Genomic DNA, 24404 nt, shown 5'->3' with positions numbered 1-24404 from the left:
ACGTTCCTAGCACGTTATCCCCGCGTGCCCCAACTCGTCATTCCCGAATGCCCCAACAGGTCATTCCCGCGTGCCCCAATACGTCATTCCCGTATGCCCCAATACGTCATTCCCGTATGCTTTTATCGGGAATCGCTTTTGCTTTTAGGGTAAAGTATCACCCCTTACTAACAACCTGCAGAAATGCCAGATTAAGTTAAACATTCCCAACTGCCCCAACACGTCATTCCAGAGGGCTTTTATCGGGAGCCTCGTTTTATTATTGGAGACTTATGTCACTGCTTAGTGAACTACAACAACATCTATCTAAATCACCATTAAAGGATGCAGCAGATATTGTTGTGGCATACAGTGGAGGTGTTGATTCTCACGTGTTGCTACATGCTCTTCATCACCTAAAACAAAGCCAAAACTTCGATTTCCAGATCCACGCTATTCATATCCACCATGGCTTAAGTCAACACGCAGATAAATGGCAGGACCACTGCCGCCAAGTTTGCGCAACTTTAGGTGTAAGCTTTCAAACCGCAAAGGTGGTTGTACAAGCAGCCCCTAGGCAAAGCCTCGAAGCACAAGCCAGAGCAGCCCGATATCAGAACTTAGTGGCGTTAGCGCCAGCCGATAGCCAAGTGTTGTTGGGGCAGCATCAAGACGACCAACTCGAAACATTCTTATTGCAATTAAAACGCGGCGCAGGACCTAAAGGATTATCAGCCATGAACCGCACATGGTTAGTGACTAGCCCCTTACAAGCAAACCAACAAGTCGGATTTTACCGACCCCTGCTCGATGTATCACAGCAGGCCATTTTGGATTATGCACATCAACATGAGTTAAAGTGGTGTGAAGATGAATCCAATCAAGATACCGACTTTGAACGCAATTTTTTGCGCCATAAAGTACTGCCTACTTTGCAACAACGCTGGCCAGAGATTTCTCAAGCAGTGGCCAGAAGTGCCGCGCTTTGCGCCGAACAACAAAGTCTATTGGATGCAAGCAGCGCCGAAAAATTGCAATTAATAAAAGCCTCAGAAAATAGTTTGCAAATAGCCGCGCTAAAACAACTCAGTCAACCTTGGCTACATCAACTAGTACGTTATTGGTTGTCTGAATTAAATATTCAAAGCCCATCGTTAACAGTGCTAAATAAACTCAGCCCAGAAGTATTAAATGCGGCACAAGACGCCACACCTATATTGCAGTGGAATGGCTGGCAGTTTAGACGTTTTGACCAACAGTTATTTGTCATTAAAACGCCACCTGAAAAAGTCATCTTCAATACAATTTGGCAACAACAGAAAAGCATCACATTGCCGAATAATATGGGGTATCTTGTGTTTTCTAGTGACGGGAATATAGACAAAAAAACTCAGCTAACAATCAAGCCAAATTTAGGCCCTATTGCCGTTAAAATGGGAGGTTACTCATTGAGATTTACCCCCCAAGGTAGCGACCACTCTAAACCCATCAAACAATGGTTTAAACAATGGAAAATCGCCCCTTGGATACGAGAGACGGCATTGCTAATCCTCCAAAATGACCAAGTATTAGGGGTATACGTGAATGGATACTGGCATGTTGCACAACCTCTTGAGCCAATAACTAACCACGAAGAGGTTTGGCATATTACTGTGAGCGATGGCGCTTAAACACAAACTTGGTTTCCTGTTTTTTACCCTCCTCACCAATCATCACAAACACATGCATTTCATTTGGGCCAATCAGTTTAAAGGTATAACCTTCAAAATAAGCCGTTTTATCGGCTAGTCTCACCAATTTAAAATCCACGCTCTGGTCTTTCTCCTCCCAACCTTTTAAGTCTTGTGCAAAATGTTTAAGCCTAATAATCAAACTATCTTGATGCTCAGCTATGGTCATCAACTCATAAAACTTTATTTGCTTATTCTCGACAAACTTAAACGATCCCATCATCGAACCCGCCAAAGGCTCAGACCACATCTCCTCAAACTGGCCACCCCAAATTTCACCTCGCCAATAACCCGCTATCCAACTCACATCTTCAATTGAAGCGGGGGGCGAGTTTTGCCCCGTTTCTAATTGCCGAGTTTCAGACCCTAAGCTAGCGCTTTGTGCAAGAACACCACAAAAGTAAAACGTGCTAAACAACAAAAATAAGTAACGAAAACAAAGTCGAATCATAAAATCACCTCAAAATATGGTTAGCTTAACTATATAACGAATAACCTAGGCAATGTTCGACAATAAACTTCAAAATATTATTCCAATTTAATCACGTCAAAAGATGTTGATTAAACTTCCACTTTATTCGAAATTTTGAAATCATTATAAAAGTTTCAATAGAACAGTAAAGGAAGATAGTCTGGGATGAAATTAGTAACAGCGGTACTTTTTATATTCTGCTCATTTAGTATACAAGCTATGCAGATTTTCGTTGAGACACCTACGGGGAACACCATAACATTAGACGTAGAGCCTGCTGATACCATTGATAATATAAGACAGAAAATTCAAGATAAAGAAGGGATCCCTGCGGATCAACAAATTCTGCTGTTTGGTGGCAAGGAATTAGAAGATGGCAGAACACTATCTGATTATAATGTTTCAAATAAGTCGACTATTACCTTAATCCTAGCGCCAAGGCCTAATGTTGCTCCGATTATTTCAGGCTCCCCTTTAACCAGCGTTTTAGAGGGGGCTAGTTATAGTTTTACACCAACAGTGTTTGATGCTGATGCTGGTGATACAACAACCTTTAGCATAACGAACAAGCCAAGCTGGGCAAGCTTTAGTACTGCAACCGGAGCACTAACAGGCACGCCATCAAAAACTGATGCAGGTGAATATTCTGGTATTGTAATTAGCGTGACAGATAGTGCGAGAGCCAGTGCAAGTTTAACGGCCTTTACAATTTCGGTCATTAATACGAACCAAACGCCTGTCGCTAATGATCAAACACTGACACTTGATGAAGATAGCATGCTAACCGTTACCTTAACTGGTACAGACGCTGATAACGATGAGTTGACCTATGTCATTTCAACACCGCCAGCACAAGGCACTTTAGTTCAATCTTCTGGCAATTCTTGGATTTATACACCCGCACCTAACGTTAATGGCACCGATAGTTTTACATATAAAATTCATGATGGTTCAGATCATTCAGATCCTGCCACGATATCGCTAACGATTAATCCTATAAATGATGAGCCTATTGCCCAAAATGATAGTTTTATACTTGATTATCGTGAAGACGGCCGTTATGCACTTGATGTGCTAGTAAATGATAGTGATGTCGAAAATGATGAACTAGTCATTATGAATGCCAACAGTTCGTTTGGTGACACGACTATTGAGTCAGGCGAATTATTCTTTCAATTACAGGGCGCTTTTGAAGGTGAAATTGAATTGCAATATGTGATTAGTGATGGCGAAACAAGCAATGAAAACAGTAAAGCCGTAGCTATGATTAGGTTTGATAATTATAGCAATAACTTATTGCCAGTCATTAATCTGCCTAGTGATATAGATGTTAATGCTACTGCCTTAATTACTAAAGTTGATTTAGGTGTTGCTACCGCTTTTGATAGCCAAGGGGAAGTTGTGCCTGTTGTTCTTGTAGATGGTAATACAAGGTTCAGTCCTGGAAATCATCTGTTGTACTGGCAAGCACAAGACAGTGAAGGCTTTAGCCGTGTAGCGACTCAACGTGTAGCCGTTCATCCATTAATTAACTTAGCTAAAGATCAACAAGGCAATGAAGGAAAGCGCTATAAAGTAGCGGTTCATTTAAATGGAATATCCCCAATCTACCCGGTTATCGTTGCTTATTCTGTCACAGGAAGTGCAGACAGTGATGATCATAACCTCGTATCTGGAGAGTTGATTATTGAGTCGGGATTAATGGGGTATATTGAGTTTGATATCTTTGAAGATACATCAGTAGAAATGGATGAAACGTTGATAATTGAACTTGATGGCTCTGTTAATACCGGTGAAAACTCACGGTTTACCTTTACGATTACTGAAAATAATATTGCCCCACACGTCAGCCTGATGGTTTCTCAAAATAGTGAACAACGTACATTAATTGATAAAAAATTAGGTGATGTAGTCATTACCAGTGCGGTCTACGATGCCAATAGTCAAGATAGCCATAGCTACACGTGGGAAAATGAAAGCAACTCATTAGTTGACATCGATAGCAATGAGGCCAGCTTTACTTTTGACCCAACTGACTTAATGCTAGGACAACAAAAACTCTCACTTACAATTACGGATGACGGTAATAACCCATTGAGTATCGAGGTCTTTACTTACCTTCAGATAGTAGACCAGCTACCAGAGTTAACTGAAGTGGATTCAGATGGTGATTTAATACCAGATAATGTTGAAGGTTATGGTGATGATGACAACGATGGTATGGCTAATTACTTAGATAATAACAGCCCTTGTAATCTGAAATCTACAGAGGTTGATGAGTACCTACAATTTCTTGTCGAAACTGAGTCGGGTACGTGCTTACGCAAGGGGGTTAATTCAGTAAGCCATAGCGCTGGATCATTACTGCTAGATAGTTCAGCGGTGACACCGGACGAAGAGGCAACCATCATTGGGGGAATATTCGATTTTATTATAAGTGATCTGCCGCTTGCAGGACAAAGTGTGAGTGTGGTGTTACCCCAGCGTTTGCCGATCCCTGAAAATGCACTTTATCGTAAGTTACGGTCAGATACAGCTTGGGGGGAATTTATTGTAGACACCAATAATTATTTGTCGTCCGCCGCAGGTGAAATGGGTTATTGCCCAGCGCCCAATGATAAAAATTGGACTGTAGGATTAACTGCAGGACATTGGTGCGTGCAGTTAACGATCGAAGATGGCGGACCTAATGATGATGATGGGATGCCGAATAATCAAATTGTCGACCCAGGAGGTGTCGCTATCTGGAGTAACAACAATCCTTTACCCAAAGTTATGCCAGAGGAAGTGGTGATAGCGCAAAACAAATTGTTAATGATAGACGTGTTAGCAAATGATTCTGGTACCGGTAACTTAAACATAACTAGCGCTAATGTTGATTTTGGTCATGTAACCATTGTTGATCAACAGTTGTATTATCAACCAGAACCATACTTCTTTGGTCTAGCTACTGTTATTTATGGTGTGAATGATGGTGATAGTGGCACAGGTTATGGAGAGGTATCTATTAACGTAGTTGAAAACACAGCACCAGTTGTAGTTAATGATAAAGTTACTACTAGTAATAAAATGCCAATAGCGATTGACGTATTGCTTAATGATAGCGATCTCGACAATGATGAACTTATCTTAGTTAATACTAGTGCTGAGCAAGGAAGTGTTACTATTTATGATAATTTGTTGATTTATATGCCTATTATTGAATTTGAGGGAGTTGATACCGTTACTTACACAGTAAACGATGGTAATGGAGGAGAAAGTCAAGGAGAAGTCACTATCATTGTCATGCAAAGAACTAACGCAGGCAGTTTCGGGGGAGTTTTGTTGTTGGTGGTTAGCCTGGTACTGTTTAATAGAAGGCGAAATATCTTAGCCGAGGCAAATGCTAGGTTTCATTCATGAAGAAAAAATCTAAAGGATAGTGTTTAAAAACCGCTATCCTTTGATTTTGTTCAATATATTTCAAAGCAACTCAATGAATAATATACATTCACAGCAAACACATTCATACAAAATTAACTTATTCTCTCGCAGCTTAAAACCACTAAATGAGTGGTTTGATTTTCACTTGATCTTGTTGCTTTAGTTCTGCTATTTAGATAATGGAATGATTAGCTGGGATTATGTATTTGCTGTCTACAAATATTAATCATATTATGCACTTAGATTGAATTTTGAGATCTTCAACTCGCTTCGTTCAATAGTAGATCCGCATAATAATAAACATAAGCAATCATAAGGGAAAATAGCATGTCTCATTCCAAATCAAACGTTGAGTACGATCAGGTGTCGTCGGATTATCTGGATAAACGGCAGTTAAAGAAAGGCGCGGCGGGTTGGATTTTGTTAGCTAGCCTTGGGGTGTCATATGTTATTTCCGGTGATTTTTCAGGCTGGAACTTCGGATTAGAGCAGGGCGGTTGGGGCGGTATGTTAATCGCCACTGTGTTAATTGCGGTGATGTATACCTTTATGATTTTTGGATTGGCTGAATTATCCTCTTCACTTCCTACTGCGGGTGGTGGTTATAGTTTTGCGCGCCGGGCTTTGGGGCCTTGGGGTGGTTTTTTAACCGGCACGGCTATTCTCTTAGAGTATTCAATTGCGCCTGCGGCCATTGCGGTGTTTATTGGTGGTTATGTCAATGAGTTATTTGGTCTGAATGGGCCTATGGTTTATGCCACCTGTTATTTTGTGTTTGTGGGTTTTCATTTATTTGGTGCCGGCGAAGCCTTAAAAATCATGATGGTGATAACGGGCATTGCTTGTATTGCTTTGTTGGTGTTTACCTTGGGTTTAATTCCGCACTTTGACTACAACAATTTATTCGATATTGCGGTTAATCAGCAGGCCAGTGGTGCCAGTACGTTTTTGCCAGAGGGCTACATTGGTATTTGGAGCGCTATTCCTTTTGCTATTTGGTTGTTTCTCGCGGTAGAGGGTGTGCCTTTAGCGGCAGAGGAAACCGAAAACCCTGCCAAAGATATGCCTAAGGGGATTATCACGGCTATGGTGGTTCTATTGATTTTTGCGTTCTGCGTGTTGTTTTTAGCGCCGGGTGTGGCAGGTTCAGAGTTGATGAAAAATCACGGCGCGCCTTTGGTTGGGGCATTACAAGTGGCTTATGGTGAAAATTCTGGTGTGGCTACATTTGTAAATGTGGTGGGCTTATTTGGTTTAATCGCTAGTTTCTTTTCTATTATTTTTGCCTATTCTCGTCAGGTGTTTGCCTTATCTAGAGCTGGGTATTTACCACGCTTTTTGTCGATTACTAGTAGCCGAAAAGTACCGACTATGGCGCTAATTATTCCAGGTGTGATTGGCTTTTTGTTGTCGCTAACGGGTCAAGGGGATCTTATGATCACTATGGCGGTGTTTGGCGCCACTATTTCCTATGCTTTGATGATGTTGTCGCACATTATTTTGCGTAAAAAAGAGCCCAACTTAGCCCGTCCTTATCGTACTCCAGGTGGCACCCTAACCACAGGTATTGCTTTAGTTTTAGCCATCATTGCCTTTGCTAGTACCTTTGTTGTGAGCTTAGATGCTGCATTATGGGCAGGGGTGTTTTATGCGGTGCTGGTGGCTTATTTTGTGTTCTACAGTCGTCATCATCTGGTGGCTAAATCGCCTGATGAAGAGTTTGCGGCCATCAACTCTGCCGAATCAGAGTTAAATCAATCATAAACAACAAGGAGGGATAATTCCTTGTTGACGCTACCAATCGTTCTTCTATTTCCAAGGATAAAATAATGTTAGATCCACGAGCTGTAAAAAACATTGCTGATGCTAAAGCCATAATCGAAGAGCGCAATTTAACGCATATTAAAGTAGGTATTTTTGATAGCGACGGCATCATGCGTGGTAAATACATGAGTAAAGAGAAGTTTTTTTCTTCTCTGGACAGTGGTTTTGCCTTTTGTGATGTAGTGATGGGCTGGGATTCAAACGACGAATTGTATGACAACGCCACTTACACCGGTTGGCATACTGGGTATCCCGACGCACCGGTACGCATCATTCCTAGCAGTTGTCGTTCTTTGCCTTTTGAAGGTGATATGTTGTTATTTATCGCCGAATTTGCAGGGGACGCCGAACAAATCTGTCCTAGAGGCACCTTACAAAGGGTGCTAAAAAAAGCGGAGAATATGGGCTTTAACGCTACTGCGGCCTTCGAATATGAATTCTTTATGTTTAACGAAACACCCGAATCGGTGCGGGACAAAGGTTTTAAAAACCTTAAACCCATCACGCCTGGTATGTTCGGTTATTCGGTGATCAGAAACTCAGTTCACGGTGAGTTATATCGCGATATTCTAGCCTTGTGTGAAGATATGGATATGCCCATCGAAGGCATTCATACCGAAACTGGCCCGGGCGTAGTTGAAGCCGCACTGGCTTACGACAACGCCAGTGACGCCGCCGACAAAGCCGCGCTGTTTAAAACCTTTATCAAAGTATGGGCCCAGCGCAACGACATGATGGCGACCTTTATGGCCAAATGGTCAGGTGATTTACCGGGTCAAAGTGGTCATATTCATTTATCACTGACAAATTTAGATGGTTCATCGGCCTTTTTTGACGACACTAAAACGCACAATATGAGTGATACCCAGCGGCATTTTCTGGCGGGGCAACAACGATTAATGCCAGAGTTTTTGTCGATGATAGCGCCCACGGTCAACAGCTTTAGCCGCATGGTGCCTGGGCTTTGGGCTCCTTTGCAAGCCACTTGGGGGGTTGAAAATCGCACCACAGCTTTACGGGTTATTCCTGGCTCGGCTAAATCCCAACGAGTGGAGTATCGATTAGGCGCAGCCGATGCCAACCCTTATATTGCTCTTGCCGCTGCATTGGCTTCTGGATTATATGGTATCGAACATAAACTCGAGCCTTTGGCCCAAGTAAAAGGCAACGCCTACGAGCAACAGCATCCGGCAGAGTTATCCTTGCCAGCGACTTTATTTGAAGCTGCAGGTCGATTAAAACAATCAACCGCAGCAAAACAGATGTTTGGCGAAGCCTTTGTTGAACACTTTGCCGCATCGCGAGAATGGGAAGAGCGTGAATACCGCAAACATGTTTCCGATTGGGAATTATCACGTTATTTTGAAATTATTTAAGAGTTAATAAATTATGAACAACAAACAACATACCATCTCACCCATTGATGGTTCGATATATGTAGAGCGCGACTTAGCCGAGCAAACTCAAATTGAACAAACGGTGAACACCGCCGTGGCCGCACAGCAACAATGGCGGCAAACTTCAATCACTGAGCGTAGTAACATTTGCTTGGCTATGCTGGCAGCCTTTAAACAAAGCAGCGATGAAATTGCCGAGCAAATCACGTGGATGATGGGGCGACCTATCCAATATGCTAAAGGTGAAATTGCCGGCATGGTTGAACGAGCAGAGCATATGATTGCCATTGCCGATGAATCACTTGCGCCAATTGAGTTGCCAGCAGTGGCTGGTTTTAATCGCTTTATTCAGCGTGAAGCTTTAGGGGTCGCTTTTGTGGTAGCCCCTTGGAATTACCCGTATTTAACCGCTATTAATAGCATTATTCCGGCGATCATGGCGGGAAATGCGGTGATATTAAAGCATTCTGCGCAAACCCCTTTATGCGCCGAGCAGTTAGCTAAAGCCTTTAGTGCGGCGGGTTTACCTGAAGGGGTGTTTCAGTTTTTACATATGAGTCATAGCGATACTGAGAACTTGATTAAAAATCCACTGGTTAATTATGTGGCTTTTACAGGCTCGGTAGCCGGTGGTGCTATGGTCGAAAATGCCGCAAGTGGACGTTTTATTGGTGTGGGACTTGAGCTGGGCGGTAAAGACCCAGCCTATGTTCGAGCCGATGCCGATATTGATTTGGCCGTCGAAACCTGCATCGATGGGGCGTTTTTTAATTCAGGGCAATCTTGTTGTGGCATAGAACGTATTTATGTTGCAGCACATCTTTATGATGAGTTTGTTACTAAAGCAACCGCCTTGGTGAATAGCTACAAATTAGGGCGCTCAGACGACCCAAGCACAACCTTAGGCCCAGTAGTGCGAACCTCTGCCGCTGATTTTGTACGAGGGCAGGTTGACGATGCCGTAGCAAAAGGTGCAGTAGCTCATATCAAGGAAGCGGATTTTCCACTTAGCCAAAAAGGTACGCCTTATTTAGCGCCGCAATTATTGACTAATGTGGATCACTCCATGAAGGTCATGACAGAAGAGAGTTTTGGTCCGGTAGTGGGCATTATGAAAGTAGACAGCGATGAACAAGCCATTGCCTTAATGAATGATTCTGAGTTTGGTTTAACTGCTACAGTATTTAGTCGAGATCCCGAAACTGCGTTAAATATTGGACAGCAACTCGATACTGGTACTTTCTTTTTAAATCGTTGTGATTACCTCGACCCAGCGTTGGCATGGACCGGGGTTAAAAATTCAGGACGGGGTTGTACTTTGTCTACCTTAGGTTACCAAGGGGTAACGCGCCCTAAATCTTTCCACTTAAAAATGCCTAGCTAAGCCTTAAGCAAAAAATAAAGCACAAGAATTAAGAGTACTGACATGAATTTAGACACATTTAACGCTAATTGGAATTATCCCACCAACATTCGCAACGGCATAGGCAGAATTAGTGAATTAGCAGAGGCCTGTAAAGAGTTAGGTATGCAAGCCCCGCTGTTGGTCACCGACCCTGGCCTTGCAGACTTACCTATGACGCAACATGCGGTCAAAATTTGCCAACAAGCAGGATTAACATGCGCCATTTATTCACAGATTAAAGCCAACCCTACCAGCGAGAACGTAGCCGCTGGCGTGGCTGCCTTTCAACAAGGTCGACATGATGGGGTGATTGCTTTTGGTGGTGGTTCGGCCTTAGATGCCGCTAAAGCCGTGGCTTTGATGGTAGGTCAAGATCGTCCGCTATGGGATTTTGAAGATGTGGGCGATAACTGGACTCGGGTCAACACCCAAGGCATGGCACCTGTAGTCGCCGTGCCTACTACTTCGGGCACGGGTTCCGAAGTAGGGCGTGCGTCGGTGATAACCGACCAAGCGCAGCATTTAAAACGCCTGATATTTCATCCCAAGATGTTGCCATCCATAGTGATACTCGACCCTGAACTTACAGTGGGTTTACCCCCTAAACTTACCGCGGCCACAGGTATGGATGCGTTGTCTCATGCGCTCGAAGCCTATTGTGCCAACTATTATCATCCCATGGCAGAAGGTGTTGCCTTAGAGGCCATTCGCCTGATTAAAAATCATTTACCAAAGGCTGTGGCTAATGGCAGCGATTTAGAGGCCAGAGCGCAGGTGATGGTTAGTTCAACTATGGGGGCCACGGCTTTTCAGCGTGGTTTGGGCGGTATGCATGCATTGGCACATTCCCTTGGGGCCTTGTATGACAGTCATCATGGACTACTCAACGCCGTGTTAATGCCTTATGTGCTCAAAGCCAATTGCAGTGCAATTGAGCCGCGGATCGAACGTTTAGCCCGTTACCTTGAACTTAACGACAGCAGTTTTGATGGTTTTTTGCAGTGGATTTTGGCTTTAAGAGCAGAGCTTGGCATTCCCCATAGCCTGAGCGAAATAGGCATTGATAGCTTACAAATCGAGAAAATAGGCCAGATGGCAGTAGAAGATGGTGCAGCAGGAGGCAATCCTATTGAGTTAAGCGCGCAGCAATACTCAGCCTTGTGTTTAGCAGCGATCGAAGGTGAGTTATAAGCAATGAAACTAGGCATTTTAATTTGCGATCACGTACAGCCCCAGCTGCAAGGGGAATTTGGCGATTACCCCGATATGTTCACTGGGTTATTGCAACAGATTGATTATCAGCTGGAAATTGTTTATATCTCGGCCATAAACCGCGAACTGCCTGAGGATATTTATACCTGTGATGCCTACATGACCAGCGGCAGTCGCCATGGTGCGAATGACGAGCAACTATGGATCCGCGAATTAGAAGCCTTTATTAGTAAGCTTTATGCTGCCGGTATTGGTTTTGTGGGTATTTGTTTTGGCCATCAGCTTATCGCCACGGCGTTAGGTGGGCGGGTTGAAAAATCACCAAAAGGTTGGGGCATTGGTATTGCTGGTAGCCAAATTGTAGCCAAACAAAGCTGGATGATAACCAGCAAAAACGAGATCAATTTAGTGGTCAGCCACCAAGATCAAATATGTGAACTGCCGCCGCAATCACAAGTGCTTATGAGTAGTGATTTTTGCCCTTACAGCATGATACAAGTCGGCGAGCATTTTATAGGATTACAAGGGCACCCAGAATTTAGTCGCCAATATTCTTATGCCCTAATGGACTCCCGCAGAGATCGCATCAGCGCAGAGGTCATTGAGGCTGGCAGCGCCACGCTCACCCATGAAGCCGATGATGTATTAGTGATGCGCTGGTTAGTTAATTTTTTAAAGCAGATTCGTTGACTTAAAGTCGCTAGGTCCCCGCCTTCGCGAGGACGACCTATGTAGCTAAAACCGGTTATTGTCGTTCCCGAATGTCGTTATCGGAAACCAGTGCCTTGCTGTCTATAATGTCGCCCCAAACAAATTAGTTCTTAGCAACCCAAAAGTCGCTGGGTCCCCGCTTTCGCGAGGACGACCTATGTAGCTAAAACCGGTTATTGTCGTTCCCGAACGCTGTTATCGGGAACCCAGTGCCTTGCTGTCAAAAATGCCGCCCCAAATAAATGAGTTAATAATAACCCAAAAGTCACTGGGTCCCCGCTTTCGCGAGGACGACCTATGCAGCTAAAACCGGTTATTGTCGTTCCCGAATGTCGTTATATGGAATCCAGTGCCTTTAAATACAGTGTAACTTGTCATCAAATAGTTTTTGATTGTCGTAGTTGAGTGATTAAATTTGAGTCATACCCCAAGACTTCTGCCAACACATTGTCAGTATGTTCTCCTAAATTCGGCGGTGCTTGATTATAGGCTATAGGTGTACGCGAATAATTGATGGGGTTGGCCACCATAGGTACTTGGCCGTTTTTAGGGTGAGTGAGGGTGTTTTGCATCTTGCGATGTTGTATTTGTGGGTTGTCAAATACTTGAGCTATGTCGTTTATAGGGCCGCAAGGTACGCCTTTTTGCTCTAAAGCTTGCAACCAAAAATCACTGGTTTTTGCTTTGATGATATTTGCTAAATGGGCCACAACCACCTCTCGATTGCGCACTCTGGCTTGATTGGTGGCGTATAGAGGGTTGTGTATTAACTCAGAACAGTTTGCCACTTGGCAAAAATCGGCAAATTGTGAGTCGTTACCTATGGTTAAAATAATGTGTCCGTCGGCGCTTTCAAAGCTTTGGTAAGGCACAATATTAGGGTGGGCATTGCCCAGACGTTTTGGGGTTTCTTGGCCGACTAAATAATTCATACTTTGATTGGCTAAACAGGCCACTTGTACATCGAGTAACGCTAAGTCGATATGTTGGCCGAGCCCTGATTTTTCACGCTCAATTATTGCCCCTTGAATGGCGGTAGTGGCGTACATGCCCGTAAGTATGTCGGTTAAGGCCACGCCCACTTTCTGCGGCCCACCGCCTGGTAGATGGTCTGGTTCGCCTGTTACGCTCATTAGGCCACCCATGCCTTGCAATAAAAAGTCGTAACCGGCTCGTTGGGCATAAGGGCCATTTTGCCCAAATCCTGTAATTGAACAATAAATTAACTTGGGGTTGATGGCCGACAAGCTGGCAAAGTCTAGTTGGTATTTTTGTAAACCCCCTACTTTGAAGTTTTCTATTAACACATCGCAACTTTTTACAAGTTGATGAATAATTGCTTGCCCTTCTTTTTGGCGAATATCCACGGTAATGGATTGTTTACCGCGATTGGCAGACAAAAAATACGCTGAGTTTGTTGGGTTTGCATCCTGTTGACTGGTTAAATAGGGAGGGCCCCAGTGACGGGTGTCGTCGCCTGCAATGGGTTTTTCAACTTTTATCACTTCTGCGCCTAGGTCTGCCAGCATCTGCCCAGCCCAAGGTCCGGCTAAAATGCGGCTCAGTTCAAGTACGCGAATATGGGAAAGGGGTGTTGACATAAATTGCTCTGAGATTATTATTTTTATCCATCATACAGATTGAAGTGCCTCATAGGCCAAAAAATCTGTTGAGCAGTTGTTTTGAGCTGGTTTGGGTATATACTACGCGGCCTTATTTTTCATCAGTGTTTACGTTTTTAGAGGTCGTTTTTCATGCGCACAGACTATTGTGGCAATATCAATTCATCTTATATCGGACAAACCGTTACTTTATGTGGCTGGGTTAATAGGCGTCGTGATTTAGGTGGGGTTATTTTTCTCGATGTGCGCGACCGTGAAGGCGTTGTACAAGTGGTATTCGACCCTGATTTAGTCGAAGCCTTTGATATTGCAAACAGTGTACGTAACGAATTTTGTATTCAATTAACAGGCTTAGTGCGCGCACGTCCTGAAGGCCAAGTGAATAAAGATATGTCCACTGGCGAAATCGAGATGTTAGGTAAATCTTTGACTATCTTAAATAAAGCCGCGCCTTTACCACTTGATTGGAATCAAGAAAACTCTGAAGAACAACGTCTAAAATACCGTTACCTTGACCTACGTCGCCCTTTAATGAGCGACCGTTTGAAGTTTCGAGCTAAAGTCACCAGTAGCGTGCGCTCTTATTTAGAAAACGATGGGTTTTTGGATATCGAAACCCCAATTTTGACCAAAGCCACACCCGAAGGTGCCCGGGATTATTTAGTACCGAGTCGTACTCATAAAGGTCAATTTTTTGCTCTGCCGCAATCACCACAATTGTTTAAGCAGTTGTTGATGATGTCGGGTATGGATAAATACTATCAAATCGTAAAATGTTTCCGTGATGAAGACTTACGTGCCGATCGCCAGCCTGAATTTACGCAAATTGATATTGAAACCACCTTTCTTGATGCCAATGGTGTTATGGCTATTACCGAAGGTTTAGTGCGAGATTTATTCCAAAAAATGTTGGGAGTCGATTTAGGTGAATTCCCAAGCATGACCTATGCCGACGCCATGCGCCGTTTTGGTAGCGATAAGCCTGACTTACGTAACCCACTAGAGCTAACCGACGTGGCCGATTTATTAAAAGACGTTGAGTTTAAAGTGTTCTCAGGTCCTGCTAACGATGCCAAAGGCAGGGTAGCGGTTATTCGGGTACCGGGCGGGGCAACACTGTCACGTAAACAAATCGACGACTATGGCAAGTATGTGGGTATTTACGGCGCTAAAGGTTTAGCGTGGATGAAAGTGAATGATCTAGACGCAGGCATGGAAGGTTTGCAGTCGCCTATTTTAAAATTCTTAAATGAAGATGTCGCTAAGGGCATCATTGCACGAAGCGGCGCTCAAAGTGGCGACATTCTTTTATTTGGTGCCGATAGCAATACTGTTGTCACTGAAGCTTTAGGTGCTCTTAGACTTAAACTGGGTGAAGATTTAGAGCTATTGCAAGGTCAGTGGAAACCACTTTGGGTAGTAGACTTCCCAATGTTTGAAGAAGTAGACGGACAGTTTCATGCCTTGCATCACCCCTTTACTGCACCTAGAGATATGACACCAGATGAACTAGCCGCAAATCCGGCTGGCGCTTTGTCGAATGCCTACGATATGGTATTAAACGGCTGCGAATTAGGCGGTGGTTCGGTGCGTATTCACCAACAAGATATGCAAGCTAAAGTGTTTACTTTATTAGGCATAAGCGATGAAGAAGCTGAAATGAAATTTGGTTTCCTACTCGAAGCCCTTAAATTTGGTGCGCCGCCACACGCTGGTTTAGCCTTTGGTTTAGACCGTTTAGTGATGTTAATGACAGGCGCAACCTCGATTCGTGATGTGATGGCTTTCCCTAAAACCACCACTGCGGCTTGTCCTTTAACGAATGCCCCGGGTGAAGCAAACCCAGAGCAGCTTAAAGAGCTGTCAGTTAAAACTGTGATTGAAAAGAAAGCGGACTGATTTAGCCTTTTAATGCCATCTAAGTATCGTATTCCCAAGTCTGCCTTAACGGTTGTGTATAACGCGTTAGGGCAGGTGTTGGTAATGCAGCGCAATGATGATCCCATGTTTTGGCAATCCGTTACAGGCACATTAGAGCCCAGCGAAACACCCATTCAAACAGCAAAGCGCGAAGTGCTTGAAGAAACTGGCATAGATATTAAGCAGCATGGCTATAAGTTGCTAGATTGCCAAAAAATCAACACTTATGAAATTCGCGACCGCTGGAAACACCGTTATCCTCCAAACACCCGTTTTAATACCGAGCATGTTTTCGCTCTTGAAGTCTCCAGCCAACAGCAAATAAAGTTGACAGAGCATTCAGCTTATTTATGGTTAGATAAATCTTCTGCTATGCAAAAAGTATGGTCAGACACTAATCGCGAGGCCATTGCTTTATATGTACCCGATGCCAGAGCATAGTTTTACAAGGTGTTGTCACCAAACTGCCTTGATAAATGGTGATTTAAGGTAATGGCGATTATTTTAGGGATCGATCCTGGTTCACGCATAACCGGTTATGGCGTGATCAAAAAAGTCGGGCAAAAATCCGAGTATATTGGCAGTGGGTGTATTCGGGTGCAAGGTGATGAATTAGCCGCACGTTTAAAGCAAATTTTTGATGGTGTAAGTGAGATTATTCAACAATTTAAGCCCACTGAGTTTGCCATCGAACAAGTGTTTATGGCTAAAAACCCCGATTCAGCCTTAAAGTTAGGCCAAGCTCGGGGCGCTGCTATTGTTGCCGCCACTACCTTTGATTTGCCCGTTGCCGAATATTCCGCCAGACAAATTAAACAAGCAGTAGTAGGTAAAGGCAGTGCCGATAAGTCCCAAGTGCAACATATGGTGAGCTATTTATTAAGTTTAGCTGCCAAACCTCAAGCCGATGCTGCTGATGCTCTGGCTGTGGCTTTATGTCACAACCATACTCAACAAAGTCTCATTAAAATGTCGGGTCAAGCCACTAAAACGGTGCGCGGTCGCTTGCGTTAATACGTTGTATGAGCACATTCAAGGAAACAAAATGATAGGTAATATTCGTGGCATATTGGTTGAGAAACAGCCACCAGAAGTTTTGATTGAAGCAGGAGGCGTGGGGTACGAAGTACAAGTGCCCATGACCAGCTTTTATCAATTGCCCGAAATTGGTGAAGAAGCCAATCTATGTATTCATTTTGTGGTGCGAGAAGATGCACAATTATTGTTTGGTTTTGCCAATAAACAAGAGCGGGCAGTCTTTAGGGAGCTTATAAAAGCCAGTGGTGTGGGGCCAAAGCTAGCCCTCACCATATTGTCAGGTATGAACGCTCAACAGTTTATGCAATGTGTGAGTATGGAAGATGTAACAGGGCTTACAAAGCTTCCCGGTGTTGGTAAAAAGACGGCCGAACGCCTAGTAATTGAAATGCGCGATAGACTCAGTAAGTTGGCTAAAGAGCAAGGTTATGGCGAAACTGTGCATCTTAGCCCTGACTTGCCTGTTGAAAATACCTTTGTGCAACGTACCGACGCTAAAGAAGAGGCACTAAGTGCCTTGCTTGCCTTAGGCTATAAAGCCGCCCAAGCCAGTAAGGTAATTAATGCTGTGTATAAAGACGATATCAACAGTGAAACTCTTATTCGCGAAGCCTTAAGGGCCATGGCATAGCACCACAAAGCCTAAAAAAACGAATTGCTGTCAGTCTTTTACAGACGCCTTTCAATATTTTTGTTACTGTATAAAAAAACACTATTAATAATGATTTATAAAACAACATGATTGAAGCTGATCGTATAATCAAACCCACCGCTAGCCATGAAGATGAAGCTGTTGATCGCGCCATTCGACCCAAAATGTTGGCCGATTATACGGGGCAAGATCACGTGTGCTCGCAAATGGACATTTTTATAGAGGCGGCGCGAAAGCGTAACGATGCTCTCGATCACTTATTAATTTTTGGGCCGCCGGGGTTAGGTAAAACCACCTTAGCGAATATTGTGGCTAATGAGATGGGTGTGAACATTAAAACCACCTCGGGACCGGTATTAGAAAAGGCAGGCGATCTTGCCGCGCTGTTAACTAATCTTGAAGAAAACGATGTGTTGTTTATTGATGAAATTCATCGTTTGAGCCCAGTGGTAGAAGAGATCCTGTATCCAGCCATGGAAGATTATCAACTGGACATTATGATAGGTGAAGGCCCAGCCGCGCGCTCTATCAAATTAGAATTACCACCTTTTACACTTATTGGAGCGACGACAAGAGCAGGCTCGTTAACCTCACCGCTGCGAGATCGCTTTGGCATAGTGCAGCGTCTTGAGTTTTATAAGATCAAAGATCTCACCAAAATTGTTGAACGCTCAGCCAGTTACTTAAACTTAAGCTTACAACAAGAAGGCGCCCTAGAAGTAGCAAGACGTTCTCGTGGCACCCCGCGTATTAGTAATCGTTTATTGCGCCGAGTTCGAGACTTTGCAGAAGTCAAAGCCGACGGCAATATCACCCTTGATGTGGCAAGCCAAGCCTTGGATATTTTGGACGTGGATAAAGAAGGCCTAGATTATATGGATCGCAAGTTACTGCTAGCCATTATCGATACTTTTATGGGAGGCCCTGTGGGTTTAGACAACTTGGCAGCCGCTATAGGTGAAGAAAGAGAAACCATAGAAGATGTGATTGAACCTTTTTTGATCCAGCAAGGATTTTTACAACGCACCCCTAGAGGGCGTATAGCTTCACAACGAGCTTTTTTACACTTTGGTAAAGATTATTCAGTAGATTAATTTTTAGGCTGGGTTGGTAGCGTGAATTTTAGACAAAAAAAAACCCACATATAAGATGTGGGCCAAACAACTAGTGTCAAGGGAAATAAATCCAGGGAACAGGTCTATAAACAAGGCACAACATTTTTTACAGAAAATGAAAATAATAATGTGCGTTCAAAAACTGCGTGCATTGTAGATGCATGCAGCAAATTTTCAATTGAAATAAATTCCCTTAATGATTAGAAAAACTAATGCGTTATTTATGTAAAAAAATTTAAAAGTAATTTTAACATCGCATTTACTTTTTAAGGTGTTGAAAATTAAGGTTATTATAAGTAGGGTGCTTTTTTGTTCTATTACTATTTGTATTGCTTTAGTTATTTTTTGCTTGCTGCGTAAGGTGAATAACTATTCATGCTTTATGGCAACTAAGGTTTCATTTAATATTGTTAGAACATATGCCCAGCGCCGCTTTAAACAGGTGTTTTTATATTTTTAGTTTTTGAGTGTCGAATGATTGATAGCATAACAATTCATAGATGTGGTATTTTTTTATTGAGTTGAGATGTAAAATTCAGTTTGTTTTTAGGCTTATTTCCGTATTTTTACTATGAAACAACATAAACACAAGGTGAGAGTGTATTACGAAGACACAGATGCGGGTGGTATAGTTTATTATGCTAACTATCTTAAATTCTTTGAGCGCGCCAGAACAGAGTGGTTAAGACAAATGGGTACAGAACAACACACCCTTTTGGAACGTTCTGTGGGTTTTGTCGTCAAACGGGTTGAAATGGATAATCATGGGCCGGCTCGTTTCAATGAATTGTTGTGTATTGAGTCTGAAATAGTAGAATTGAAACGTGCTAGTTTAGTCTTCAAACAATTAATAAAAAGTCCAAATGGACAGTGTTTAGTTAGCGCATTAATTAGGGTTGCTTGTGTCAATTTATCCAATATGAAGCCACAAGCTATTCCAAAGCAAATATTAGGGGAATTTTCACGTGTCATCTGAGTTATCTTTTGTTGATCTCATTCTAGAAGCCAGTTTGCTGGTGCAACTAGTGATGTTGTTGTTACTTGCTGCATCGGTTGCCTCATGGGCATTTATTTTCGAACGTAACCGTGCGTTACGTTTTGCTCGTTCAGAAATGAAAAAGTTTGAAGATAAATTTTGGTCTGGTGTCGACTTGAACCGCTTTTATCAAGAATTAGCGGCGCGCCAGTCTTTAGAAGGTATGGCCAGTATGTTTTGCGCTGGTTTTAAAGAATTTGTACGCTCACGAAAAAACACTAGTACACCAGCAGTGGCCATTATGGAAGGTACATCAAGAGCGATGCGGGTGGCATTGTCCCGTGAAATTGACCGCTTAGAAAATCGCTTACCTTTTTTAGCAACCACGGGTTCAATTAGCCCTTACATTGGTTTATTCGGTACTGTGTGGGGGATCATGAATTCGTTTATTGCCTTAGGTGGACAACAACAAGCCACATTAGCAATGGTCGCACCGGGTATCGCTGAAGCACTAATAGCCACGGCAATGGGACTATTTGCCGCTATTCCTGCCGTTATTGCCTACAACAGATTTAGTCATCAAGTTGAAAAACTAGAAAATAGCTACGGCAATTTTATGGAAGAGTTTTCCAGCATCCTACACAGGCAAGCATTGGCATCGGGTGCAGAACCTTCACAATCAACCCAGCCTACTGCATAGGTTGATTGATTATGTATGTTAGAAAGCGCAGACGCCCAGTTTCAGAAATTAACGTGGTGCCTTATATAGACGTAATGTTAGTGTTGCTGATTATTTTTATGGTGACGGCGCCACTTATTACCCAAGGTGTTAAAGTTGATTTACCCAAAGCTGAGGCCCAGCCCTTAGAAGAAGAGTTAAAACCGCCATTAATTGCCACCGTTGACGCTAAAGGTCAGTATTATTTAAATGTGGGAAATAGCCAAAAAGAGCCCATGACAGCTGTATATTTGGCGACCTTAGTGGCTAAAATTCTGCAAAGGGAACCTGAAAAGCCTGTGGTTGTTAAAGGTGATGGGGCAGTGGCATATAGTGAAGTCGTGCAATTGATGGTGTTATTGCAAAAAGCAGGGGCACCTTCTGTTGGCTTAATGACTACACCGCCTGAAGGCTAAACATCTAGATGTCTAAGTTACGTATAGCGTTTTTTGTTTCTGGGTTTCTACATGTAATGGTGATAGCTGGCTTGTTAATAAGTGGGCATTTTTCTATGCCCAAAACGACACCTGAACCATTAAACGTTCAACCTATAATTGAAGCGATAGTGGTTGATGCCAAGGCACTGCAAGAACAATTACAGAAAGTCGAGGATGCTAAAAAGGCCAAGATTTTAAAAGAACAAAAGCGGCTGCAAGCGATTGAGAAAAGAGCGGCCGATGCAGCAAAAAAACGTAAACAGCAACAATTGAATAAGAAAAGAGCTGAACAAGCGGCAGTGGCGGCGCGGGCTAAAAAAAAGCGCGAAAAGGCCAAGCAATTAGAAAATGAACGTAAACGCAAAAAGTTAGAAAAAAGAAAAGCCGAAGAACAAGCCAAAAAAGCAAAACAGCAACGAGAGCGAGAGCAAGCAAAAAAAGAAGCGGATAGAAAGCGACAAGCAGCGAAACAAAAAGCCGCACAAGAAAAAATGCTCGAGGAGCAACTTCAGGTTGAGCAGGCCGCTAGGCAACAGAGAAGAAACAAACAAGTATTGAGTGAAGTGCAAAAATACCAAGCTTTGATTAAACAAACTATTCAGAGAAACTTGATTGTTGATGATGCAATGAAAGGAAAGTCTTGTCGTTTACATATTCGATTGGCATCTAATGGGTTAGTCACCCAAGTCAAAGAGTTGGGTGGGAATACCATTCTCTGTCGAGCGGCTAAAGCTGCAGTATTTAAATCTGACACTTTGCCTGTATCTAAAGAATACGATGTATACCAAGAATTACGTGAAATTAATTTAACCGTAGAGCCAGAATTATAATGTCTAAAACACTATCTATAACGAAACAATTATTGTTTGCAATTTTTATCTTCAGCGTCAGTTTTCACAGTTTTGCAACTTTGGAAATTGTTATTAGCGAGGGCGTCGATACCTCTAGGCCAATAGGTGTGGTGCCATTTAAATGGGTTGGTGAGGGGGTTATGCCAGAGAAAATCACCACTGTGATTGCCGCCGACTTACGTCGCAGCGGTAAATTTAACCCAGTGAATGTCAGCGCAATGCCGCAATATCCTACTTCTGATAAAGAAATGGATTACAGCGCATGGGCGTCGAAAGGCGTTGAGGCGGTGCTTGTGGGACAAGTTGAATTGTCGGGGATTGATAGGTATACAGTGTCTTACCAGTTAATCGATGTATTGCGAGGCCAAATTACCGGTGGGCAGTCACAAGTATTAAGTGCGGGTAAGTTGATTGCGAGTAGTGATCATGTATTAGCTGCAAGCAGAATGACGATTTCGGGGAATGACTTTAGACGTCATGCTCATCGAATTAGTGATGTGGTATATGAAAAGTTAACGGGTGAGCGTGGCGCATTTTTAACCCGTATCGCCTATGTAATAGTGCGTGATAACGAGCAACATAACTTACCTTTTCAATTGATAGTCGCTGACTATGATGGTGCCAACGAAACCACTTTGTTGCGTTCATTGGAGCCCTTAATGTCACCATCCTGGTCTCCCGACGGAACCAAATTGGCTTACGTAAGTTTTGAAAACAAGCGACCACAAATATTTATTCAAGATATTTACACCATGAAAAGAACCCAAATGACCAGTTTTTCCGGTATCAATGGTTCTCCAAAATTCTCTCCTGACGGTAAAAGCCTTGCATTGGTGTTATCAAAAGACGGTAATCCTGAACTGTATGTGATGAATATTGCCAGTAAACGACTACGCAGAGTAACCAAAAATAGGGCTATTGATACTGAGCCAAGCTGGACACCAGATAGTAAGAGCTTAATATTTAGTTCAGAACGGGGTGGTAAACCTCAGATTTATCGCGTAAATTTAGCTACTGGTAAGGTTCGACGCCTGACTTTTGAAGGCGAAATGAACCTAGGTGGTACAATTACTCCAGATGGTAAACAGATGGTAATGGTGAATCGTACTCGTGGTAATTACCATATATCACGGCAAGATTTAACAAATGGCAATCTACAGGTTTTAACTAAAACCTACTTAGATGAGTCACCTAGTATTGCCCCAAACGGCAGTATGATTATTTACAGTACATTGCATCGAGGAAAGCAAGTCTTATCTTTGGTGTCATTGGATGGCAGGTTTAAAGCGTTATTGCCAGCGGCCGAAGGCCAAGTGAAAGCGCCGACTTGGTCACCATTTTTACGTTAATTTTTATATTTTACTTAACTCCGATAAAAACAGGAAAAAAAATGCAACTAAATAAAATTTTAAAAGGGTTGGTTATTGCTCTTCCAGTTGTAACTATGATGGCATGTACATCAACTGACGATAGTGCAGCACAAGCGGCTGAAGAAGCGAGAGTTGCCCAAGAGCAAGCAGAAGCCGATCGTAAAGCACAAGAAGCACGCAATGCGATGGTTGAAACGGGTACAGTTGCACCTATGTTGACACCTGAAGAAGAGATGCAGCAAGAGATTGTAGCATTGGGAAATCAGTTGGTTTATTTTGATTTTGATCGTGCCAGTATTAGTTCTGAATTTTATAGCATCCTAGATCAACATGCTGCATTCCTAGTGAAAAACACAGGCCAAGCAGTCGTGATTGAAGGTCACTGTGATAGCCGTGGTACACCTGAATATAACATTGCATTGGGCGAATCTCGTGCCAAGTCTGTGCAGACCTACTTAATGAATGCGGGTGTTAGCGCATCACAAATTTCTGTTGTTTCTTATGGTGAAGAAAAGCCAGTTAACAACAATATGTCTGAAGCGGCCTATGCTGAAAACCGTCGCGGTGTTTTGGTTTACCAATAATAGAAGCATAATATGATAAAACGCACCTTAGCGATCAGTTTGCTAGGACTATATGGAGCCGCAGTTATTGCGGCTCCTGCGCCTGTGTCAGATGTGACAACAGGTAGTAGCGAACAGCGTATTTCTGAGCTTGAAAGAAAGTTTTCGACCCGAACAGAAGCTCAGCATCGTCAACAAGAACAACTGGATATCATGCAAAACGAAGTGAATGAACTTCGTGGCGCCATAGAAGTTCAAAATTACCAGTTAGAGAAAATCCTGCAACGTCAAAGAGAGCTGTATCTTGAAATAGATAAGCGAATAGCAGCGGTTAAAGCGCAGCCCTCAAATGCACCAACTACAGCCATCAATACGGCCTCTACGCAAGTAGATGTGCCAGTATCTGCTAATGAAAATGAAGCTTATGACAAAGCAGTAAATTTGATACTTAAAGATAGACTTTATGATCAAGCCATTCCTGAATTTCAAGCTTTCTTACAAAACTACCCCGACTCTAGTTATGTGCCTAATGCTCATTATTGGTTGGGACAGTTATTATTTAATAAGCAAGATTGGGAAGGGGCAGGAGGTCAGTTTCAGTCGTTGATTTCGAATTATCCTGAATCAAGCAAAAGAGCGGATGCAACGTTAAAATTGGGTGTAACAGAAATGGAGCGTTCCAATACTGCTCGTGCGAAACAACTTTGGGAGCAGGTTATTCGTGATTTCCCAAATTCTTCGTCGGCTAAATTGGCACAAAAGCGACTCAAAGAGCTTTAAAATAGACTCGGCTGTTCGGTTTTTCAGCAAACAGTTGAGAATATTGAATTATTCATGTCATTTGGGTTGCACATAGATTTCAATTGAGTATTATATGCCGCCCTCGCAGTGAGGCGGAAAGAAAAATTGAAAATGGGTCGTTAGCTCAGTTGGTAGAGCAGTTGACTTTTAATCAATTGGTCGCTGGTTCGAATCCAGCACGACCCACC

21 protein-coding genes and 1 tRNA gene are annotated in these 24404 nt (G+C 42.9%); 20 read left to right on the top strand and 2 right to left on the bottom strand.

The window, feature by feature from the left end:
• Window positions 1–272: 272 nt before the first annotated feature.
• A complete protein-coding gene (gene tilS, locus Q0688_RS05165) occupies window positions 273–1649 on the top strand; it encodes a tRNA lysidine(34) synthetase TilS (RefSeq protein ID WP_299073864.1) in 1377 nt (458 codons plus the stop codon).
• Here tilS and Q0688_RS05160 read toward each other — a convergent pair.
• Complete coding sequence (locus Q0688_RS05160) at window positions 1627–2160, bottom strand: DUF6265 family protein (protein ID WP_299073863.1); 534 nt, start codon at window positions 2158–2160, stop codon at window positions 1627–1629. The genes tilS and Q0688_RS05160 overlap by 23 nt on opposite strands.
• A 186-nt stretch (window positions 2161–2346) precedes the next feature.
• On the opposite strand from Q0688_RS05160, the gene Q0688_RS05155 reads away from it, so the two are divergent.
• From Q0688_RS05155 to Q0688_RS05130, 6 genes are all read left to right on the top strand, one after another.
• The gene (locus Q0688_RS05155) at window positions 2347–5583 is read left to right on the top strand and encodes an Ig-like domain-containing protein (protein ID WP_299073862.1); all 3237 of its coding nucleotides are present in this window, start codon (window positions 2347–2349) and stop codon (window positions 5581–5583) included.
• 348 nt (window positions 5584–5931) lie between these two features.
• A complete protein-coding gene (gene eat / locus Q0688_RS05150) occupies window positions 5932–7368 on the top strand; it encodes an ethanolamine permease (protein WP_299073861.1) in 1437 nt (478 codons plus the stop codon).
• A gap of 65 nt (window positions 7369–7433) precedes the next feature.
• Window positions 7434–8804, top strand: coding sequence for a glutamine synthetase (locus Q0688_RS05145; RefSeq protein WP_299073859.1), 1371 nt, complete (start codon window positions 7434–7436; stop codon window positions 8802–8804).
• Window positions 8805–8817: 13 nt separating this feature from the next.
• Window positions 8818–10209, top strand: coding sequence for an aldehyde dehydrogenase family protein (locus Q0688_RS05140; RefSeq protein WP_299073857.1), 1392 nt, complete (start codon window positions 8818–8820; stop codon window positions 10207–10209).
• Window positions 10210–10251: 42 nt separating this feature from the next.
• Window positions 10252–11421, top strand: coding sequence for an iron-containing alcohol dehydrogenase (locus tag Q0688_RS05135; protein ID WP_299073855.1), 1170 nt, complete (start codon window positions 10252–10254; stop codon window positions 11419–11421).
• A 3-nt stretch (window positions 11422–11424) separates the two neighbouring features.
• Window positions 11425–12132: a GMP synthase gene (locus Q0688_RS05130; RefSeq protein ID WP_299073853.1), complete on the top strand. Its 708-nt coding sequence runs from the start codon at window positions 11425–11427 to the stop codon at window positions 12130–12132.
• A 398-nt stretch (window positions 12133–12530) separates the two neighbouring features.
• Here the strand turns inward: Q0688_RS05130 and Q0688_RS05125 are convergent, their stop codons facing one another.
• A complete protein-coding gene (locus Q0688_RS05125) occupies window positions 12531–13754 on the bottom strand; it encodes a CaiB/BaiF CoA-transferase family protein (RefSeq protein ID WP_299073851.1) in 1224 nt (407 codons plus the stop codon).
• Between the two features lie 153 nt (window positions 13755–13907).
• On the opposite strand from Q0688_RS05125, the gene aspS reads away from it, so the two are divergent.
• The 13 genes from aspS (at window position 13908) to Q0688_RS05060 (ending at window position 24402) form a co-directional block, all read left to right on the top strand.
• Window positions 13908–15674 carry an aspartate--tRNA ligase gene (aspS, locus tag Q0688_RS05120; RefSeq protein WP_299073849.1) on the top strand — a complete coding sequence of 589 codons (1767 nt, stop codon included), beginning with the start codon at window positions 13908–13910 and terminating at the stop codon, window positions 15672–15674.
• 12 nt (window positions 15675–15686) lie between these two features.
• On the top strand, window positions 15687–16136 hold the full coding sequence (gene nudB, locus Q0688_RS05115; protein WP_299073847.1) for a dihydroneopterin triphosphate diphosphatase: 450 nt from the start codon (window positions 15687–15689) through the stop codon (window positions 16134–16136).
• A gap of 51 nt (window positions 16137–16187) precedes the next feature.
• Window positions 16188–16709, top strand: coding sequence for a crossover junction endodeoxyribonuclease RuvC (gene ruvC, locus Q0688_RS05110; protein ID WP_299073845.1), 522 nt, complete (start codon window positions 16188–16190; stop codon window positions 16707–16709).
• 31 nt (window positions 16710–16740) lie between these two features.
• Window positions 16741–17364 (top strand): Holliday junction branch migration protein RuvA, encoded by a 624-nt coding sequence (ruvA, locus tag Q0688_RS05105; protein ID WP_299073843.1) that lies wholly within the window; start codon window positions 16741–16743, stop codon window positions 17362–17364.
• 107 nt (window positions 17365–17471) lie between these two features.
• Entirely contained in the window at window positions 17472–18479 is a 1008-nt protein-coding gene (gene ruvB / locus Q0688_RS05100; protein WP_299073841.1) for a Holliday junction branch migration DNA helicase RuvB, read from the top strand.
• Between the two features lie 592 nt (window positions 18480–19071).
• Window positions 19072–19476 (top strand): tol-pal system-associated acyl-CoA thioesterase, encoded by a 405-nt coding sequence (ybgC, locus tag Q0688_RS05095; RefSeq protein WP_299073839.1) that lies wholly within the window; start codon window positions 19072–19074, stop codon window positions 19474–19476.
• Complete coding sequence (gene tolQ / locus Q0688_RS05090) at window positions 19466–20176, top strand: protein TolQ (protein WP_299073837.1); 711 nt, start codon at window positions 19466–19468, stop codon at window positions 20174–20176. The genes ybgC and tolQ overlap by 11 nt, the downstream gene beginning before the upstream one ends.
• Window positions 20177–20187: 11 nt before the next feature.
• Window positions 20188–20610, top strand: coding sequence for a protein TolR (tolR, locus tag Q0688_RS05085; RefSeq protein ID WP_299073835.1), 423 nt, complete (start codon window positions 20188–20190; stop codon window positions 20608–20610).
• Window positions 20611–20618: 8 nt separating this feature from the next.
• Window positions 20619–21461 (top strand): cell envelope integrity protein TolA, encoded by an 843-nt coding sequence (tolA, locus tag Q0688_RS05080; RefSeq protein ID WP_299073833.1) that lies wholly within the window; start codon window positions 20619–20621, stop codon window positions 21459–21461.
• Window positions 21461–22831, top strand: coding sequence for a Tol-Pal system beta propeller repeat protein TolB (tolB, locus tag Q0688_RS05075; protein WP_299073831.1), 1371 nt, complete (start codon window positions 21461–21463; stop codon window positions 22829–22831). Before tolA ends, tolB begins: the two co-directional genes overlap by 1 nt.
• A 41-nt stretch (window positions 22832–22872) precedes the next feature.
• Entirely contained in the window at window positions 22873–23436 is a 564-nt protein-coding gene (pal, locus tag Q0688_RS05070) for a peptidoglycan-associated lipoprotein Pal (protein WP_299073829.1), read from the top strand.
• Window positions 23437–23448: 12 nt separating this feature from the next.
• Complete coding sequence (gene ybgF, locus Q0688_RS05065; protein ID WP_299073827.1) at window positions 23449–24195, top strand: tol-pal system protein YbgF; 747 nt, start codon at window positions 23449–23451, stop codon at window positions 24193–24195.
• A gap of 134 nt (window positions 24196–24329) precedes the next feature.
• A tRNA-Lys gene (locus tag Q0688_RS05060) sits at window positions 24330–24402 on the top strand.
• Window positions 24403–24404 lie beyond the last annotated feature (2 nt).

Origin of the sequence: uncultured Paraglaciecola sp., assembly GCF_937123705.1 — a bacterium.
Lineage (GTDB): Bacteria > Pseudomonadota > Gammaproteobacteria > Enterobacterales > Alteromonadaceae > Paraglaciecola.
The sequence above is the reverse complement of the archived record's forward strand: the minus strand, read 5'-3'. Positions and strand labels throughout refer to the sequence as shown.

What these genes read in the sequence shown, in the direction of transcription:
- Q0688_RS05125 (WP_299073851.1), bottom strand. Translation starts at nt 13,754, where the DNA reads ATGTCAACACCCCTTTCCCATATTCGCGTACTTGAACTGAGCCGCATT.
- pal (WP_299073829.1), top strand. Translation starts at nt 22,873, where the DNA reads ATGCAACTAAATAAAATTTTAAAAGGGTTGGTTATTGCTCTTCCAGTT.
- Q0688_RS05160 (WP_299073863.1), bottom strand. Translation starts at nt 2,160, where the DNA reads ATGATTCGACTTTGTTTTCGTTACTTATTTTTGTTGTTTAGCACGTTT.
- Q0688_RS05140 (WP_299073857.1), top strand. Translation starts at nt 8,818, where the DNA reads ATGAACAACAAACAACATACCATCTCACCCATTGATGGTTCGATATAT.
- tolB (WP_299073831.1), top strand. Translation starts at nt 21,461, where the DNA reads ATGTCTAAAACACTATCTATAACGAAACAATTATTGTTTGCAATTTTT.
- tolA (WP_299073833.1), top strand. Translation starts at nt 20,619, where the DNA reads ATGTCTAAGTTACGTATAGCGTTTTTTGTTTCTGGGTTTCTACATGTA.
- ybgF (WP_299073827.1), top strand. Translation starts at nt 23,449, where the DNA reads ATGATAAAACGCACCTTAGCGATCAGTTTGCTAGGACTATATGGAGCC.
- aspS (WP_299073849.1), top strand. Translation starts at nt 13,908, where the DNA reads ATGCGCACAGACTATTGTGGCAATATCAATTCATCTTATATCGGACAA.
- tolR (WP_299073835.1), top strand. Translation starts at nt 20,188, where the DNA reads ATGTATGTTAGAAAGCGCAGACGCCCAGTTTCAGAAATTAACGTGGTG.
- ruvB (WP_299073841.1), top strand. Translation starts at nt 17,472, where the DNA reads ATGATTGAAGCTGATCGTATAATCAAACCCACCGCTAGCCATGAAGAT.
- ybgC (WP_299073839.1), top strand. Translation starts at nt 19,072, where the DNA reads ATGAAACAACATAAACACAAGGTGAGAGTGTATTACGAAGACACAGAT.
- Q0688_RS05130 (WP_299073853.1), top strand. Translation starts at nt 11,425, where the DNA reads ATGAAACTAGGCATTTTAATTTGCGATCACGTACAGCCCCAGCTGCAA.
- ruvA (WP_299073843.1), top strand. Translation starts at nt 16,741, where the DNA reads ATGATAGGTAATATTCGTGGCATATTGGTTGAGAAACAGCCACCAGAA.
- ruvC (WP_299073845.1), top strand. Translation starts at nt 16,188, where the DNA reads ATGGCGATTATTTTAGGGATCGATCCTGGTTCACGCATAACCGGTTAT.
- Q0688_RS05155 (WP_299073862.1), top strand. Translation starts at nt 2,347, where the DNA reads ATGAAATTAGTAACAGCGGTACTTTTTATATTCTGCTCATTTAGTATA.
- eat (WP_299073861.1), top strand. Translation starts at nt 5,932, where the DNA reads ATGTCTCATTCCAAATCAAACGTTGAGTACGATCAGGTGTCGTCGGAT.
- nudB (WP_299073847.1), top strand. Translation starts at nt 15,687, where the DNA reads ATGCCATCTAAGTATCGTATTCCCAAGTCTGCCTTAACGGTTGTGTAT.
- tilS (WP_299073864.1), top strand. Translation starts at nt 273, where the DNA reads ATGTCACTGCTTAGTGAACTACAACAACATCTATCTAAATCACCATTA.
- Q0688_RS05145 (WP_299073859.1), top strand. Translation starts at nt 7,434, where the DNA reads ATGTTAGATCCACGAGCTGTAAAAAACATTGCTGATGCTAAAGCCATA.
- Q0688_RS05135 (WP_299073855.1), top strand. Translation starts at nt 10,252, where the DNA reads ATGAATTTAGACACATTTAACGCTAATTGGAATTATCCCACCAACATT.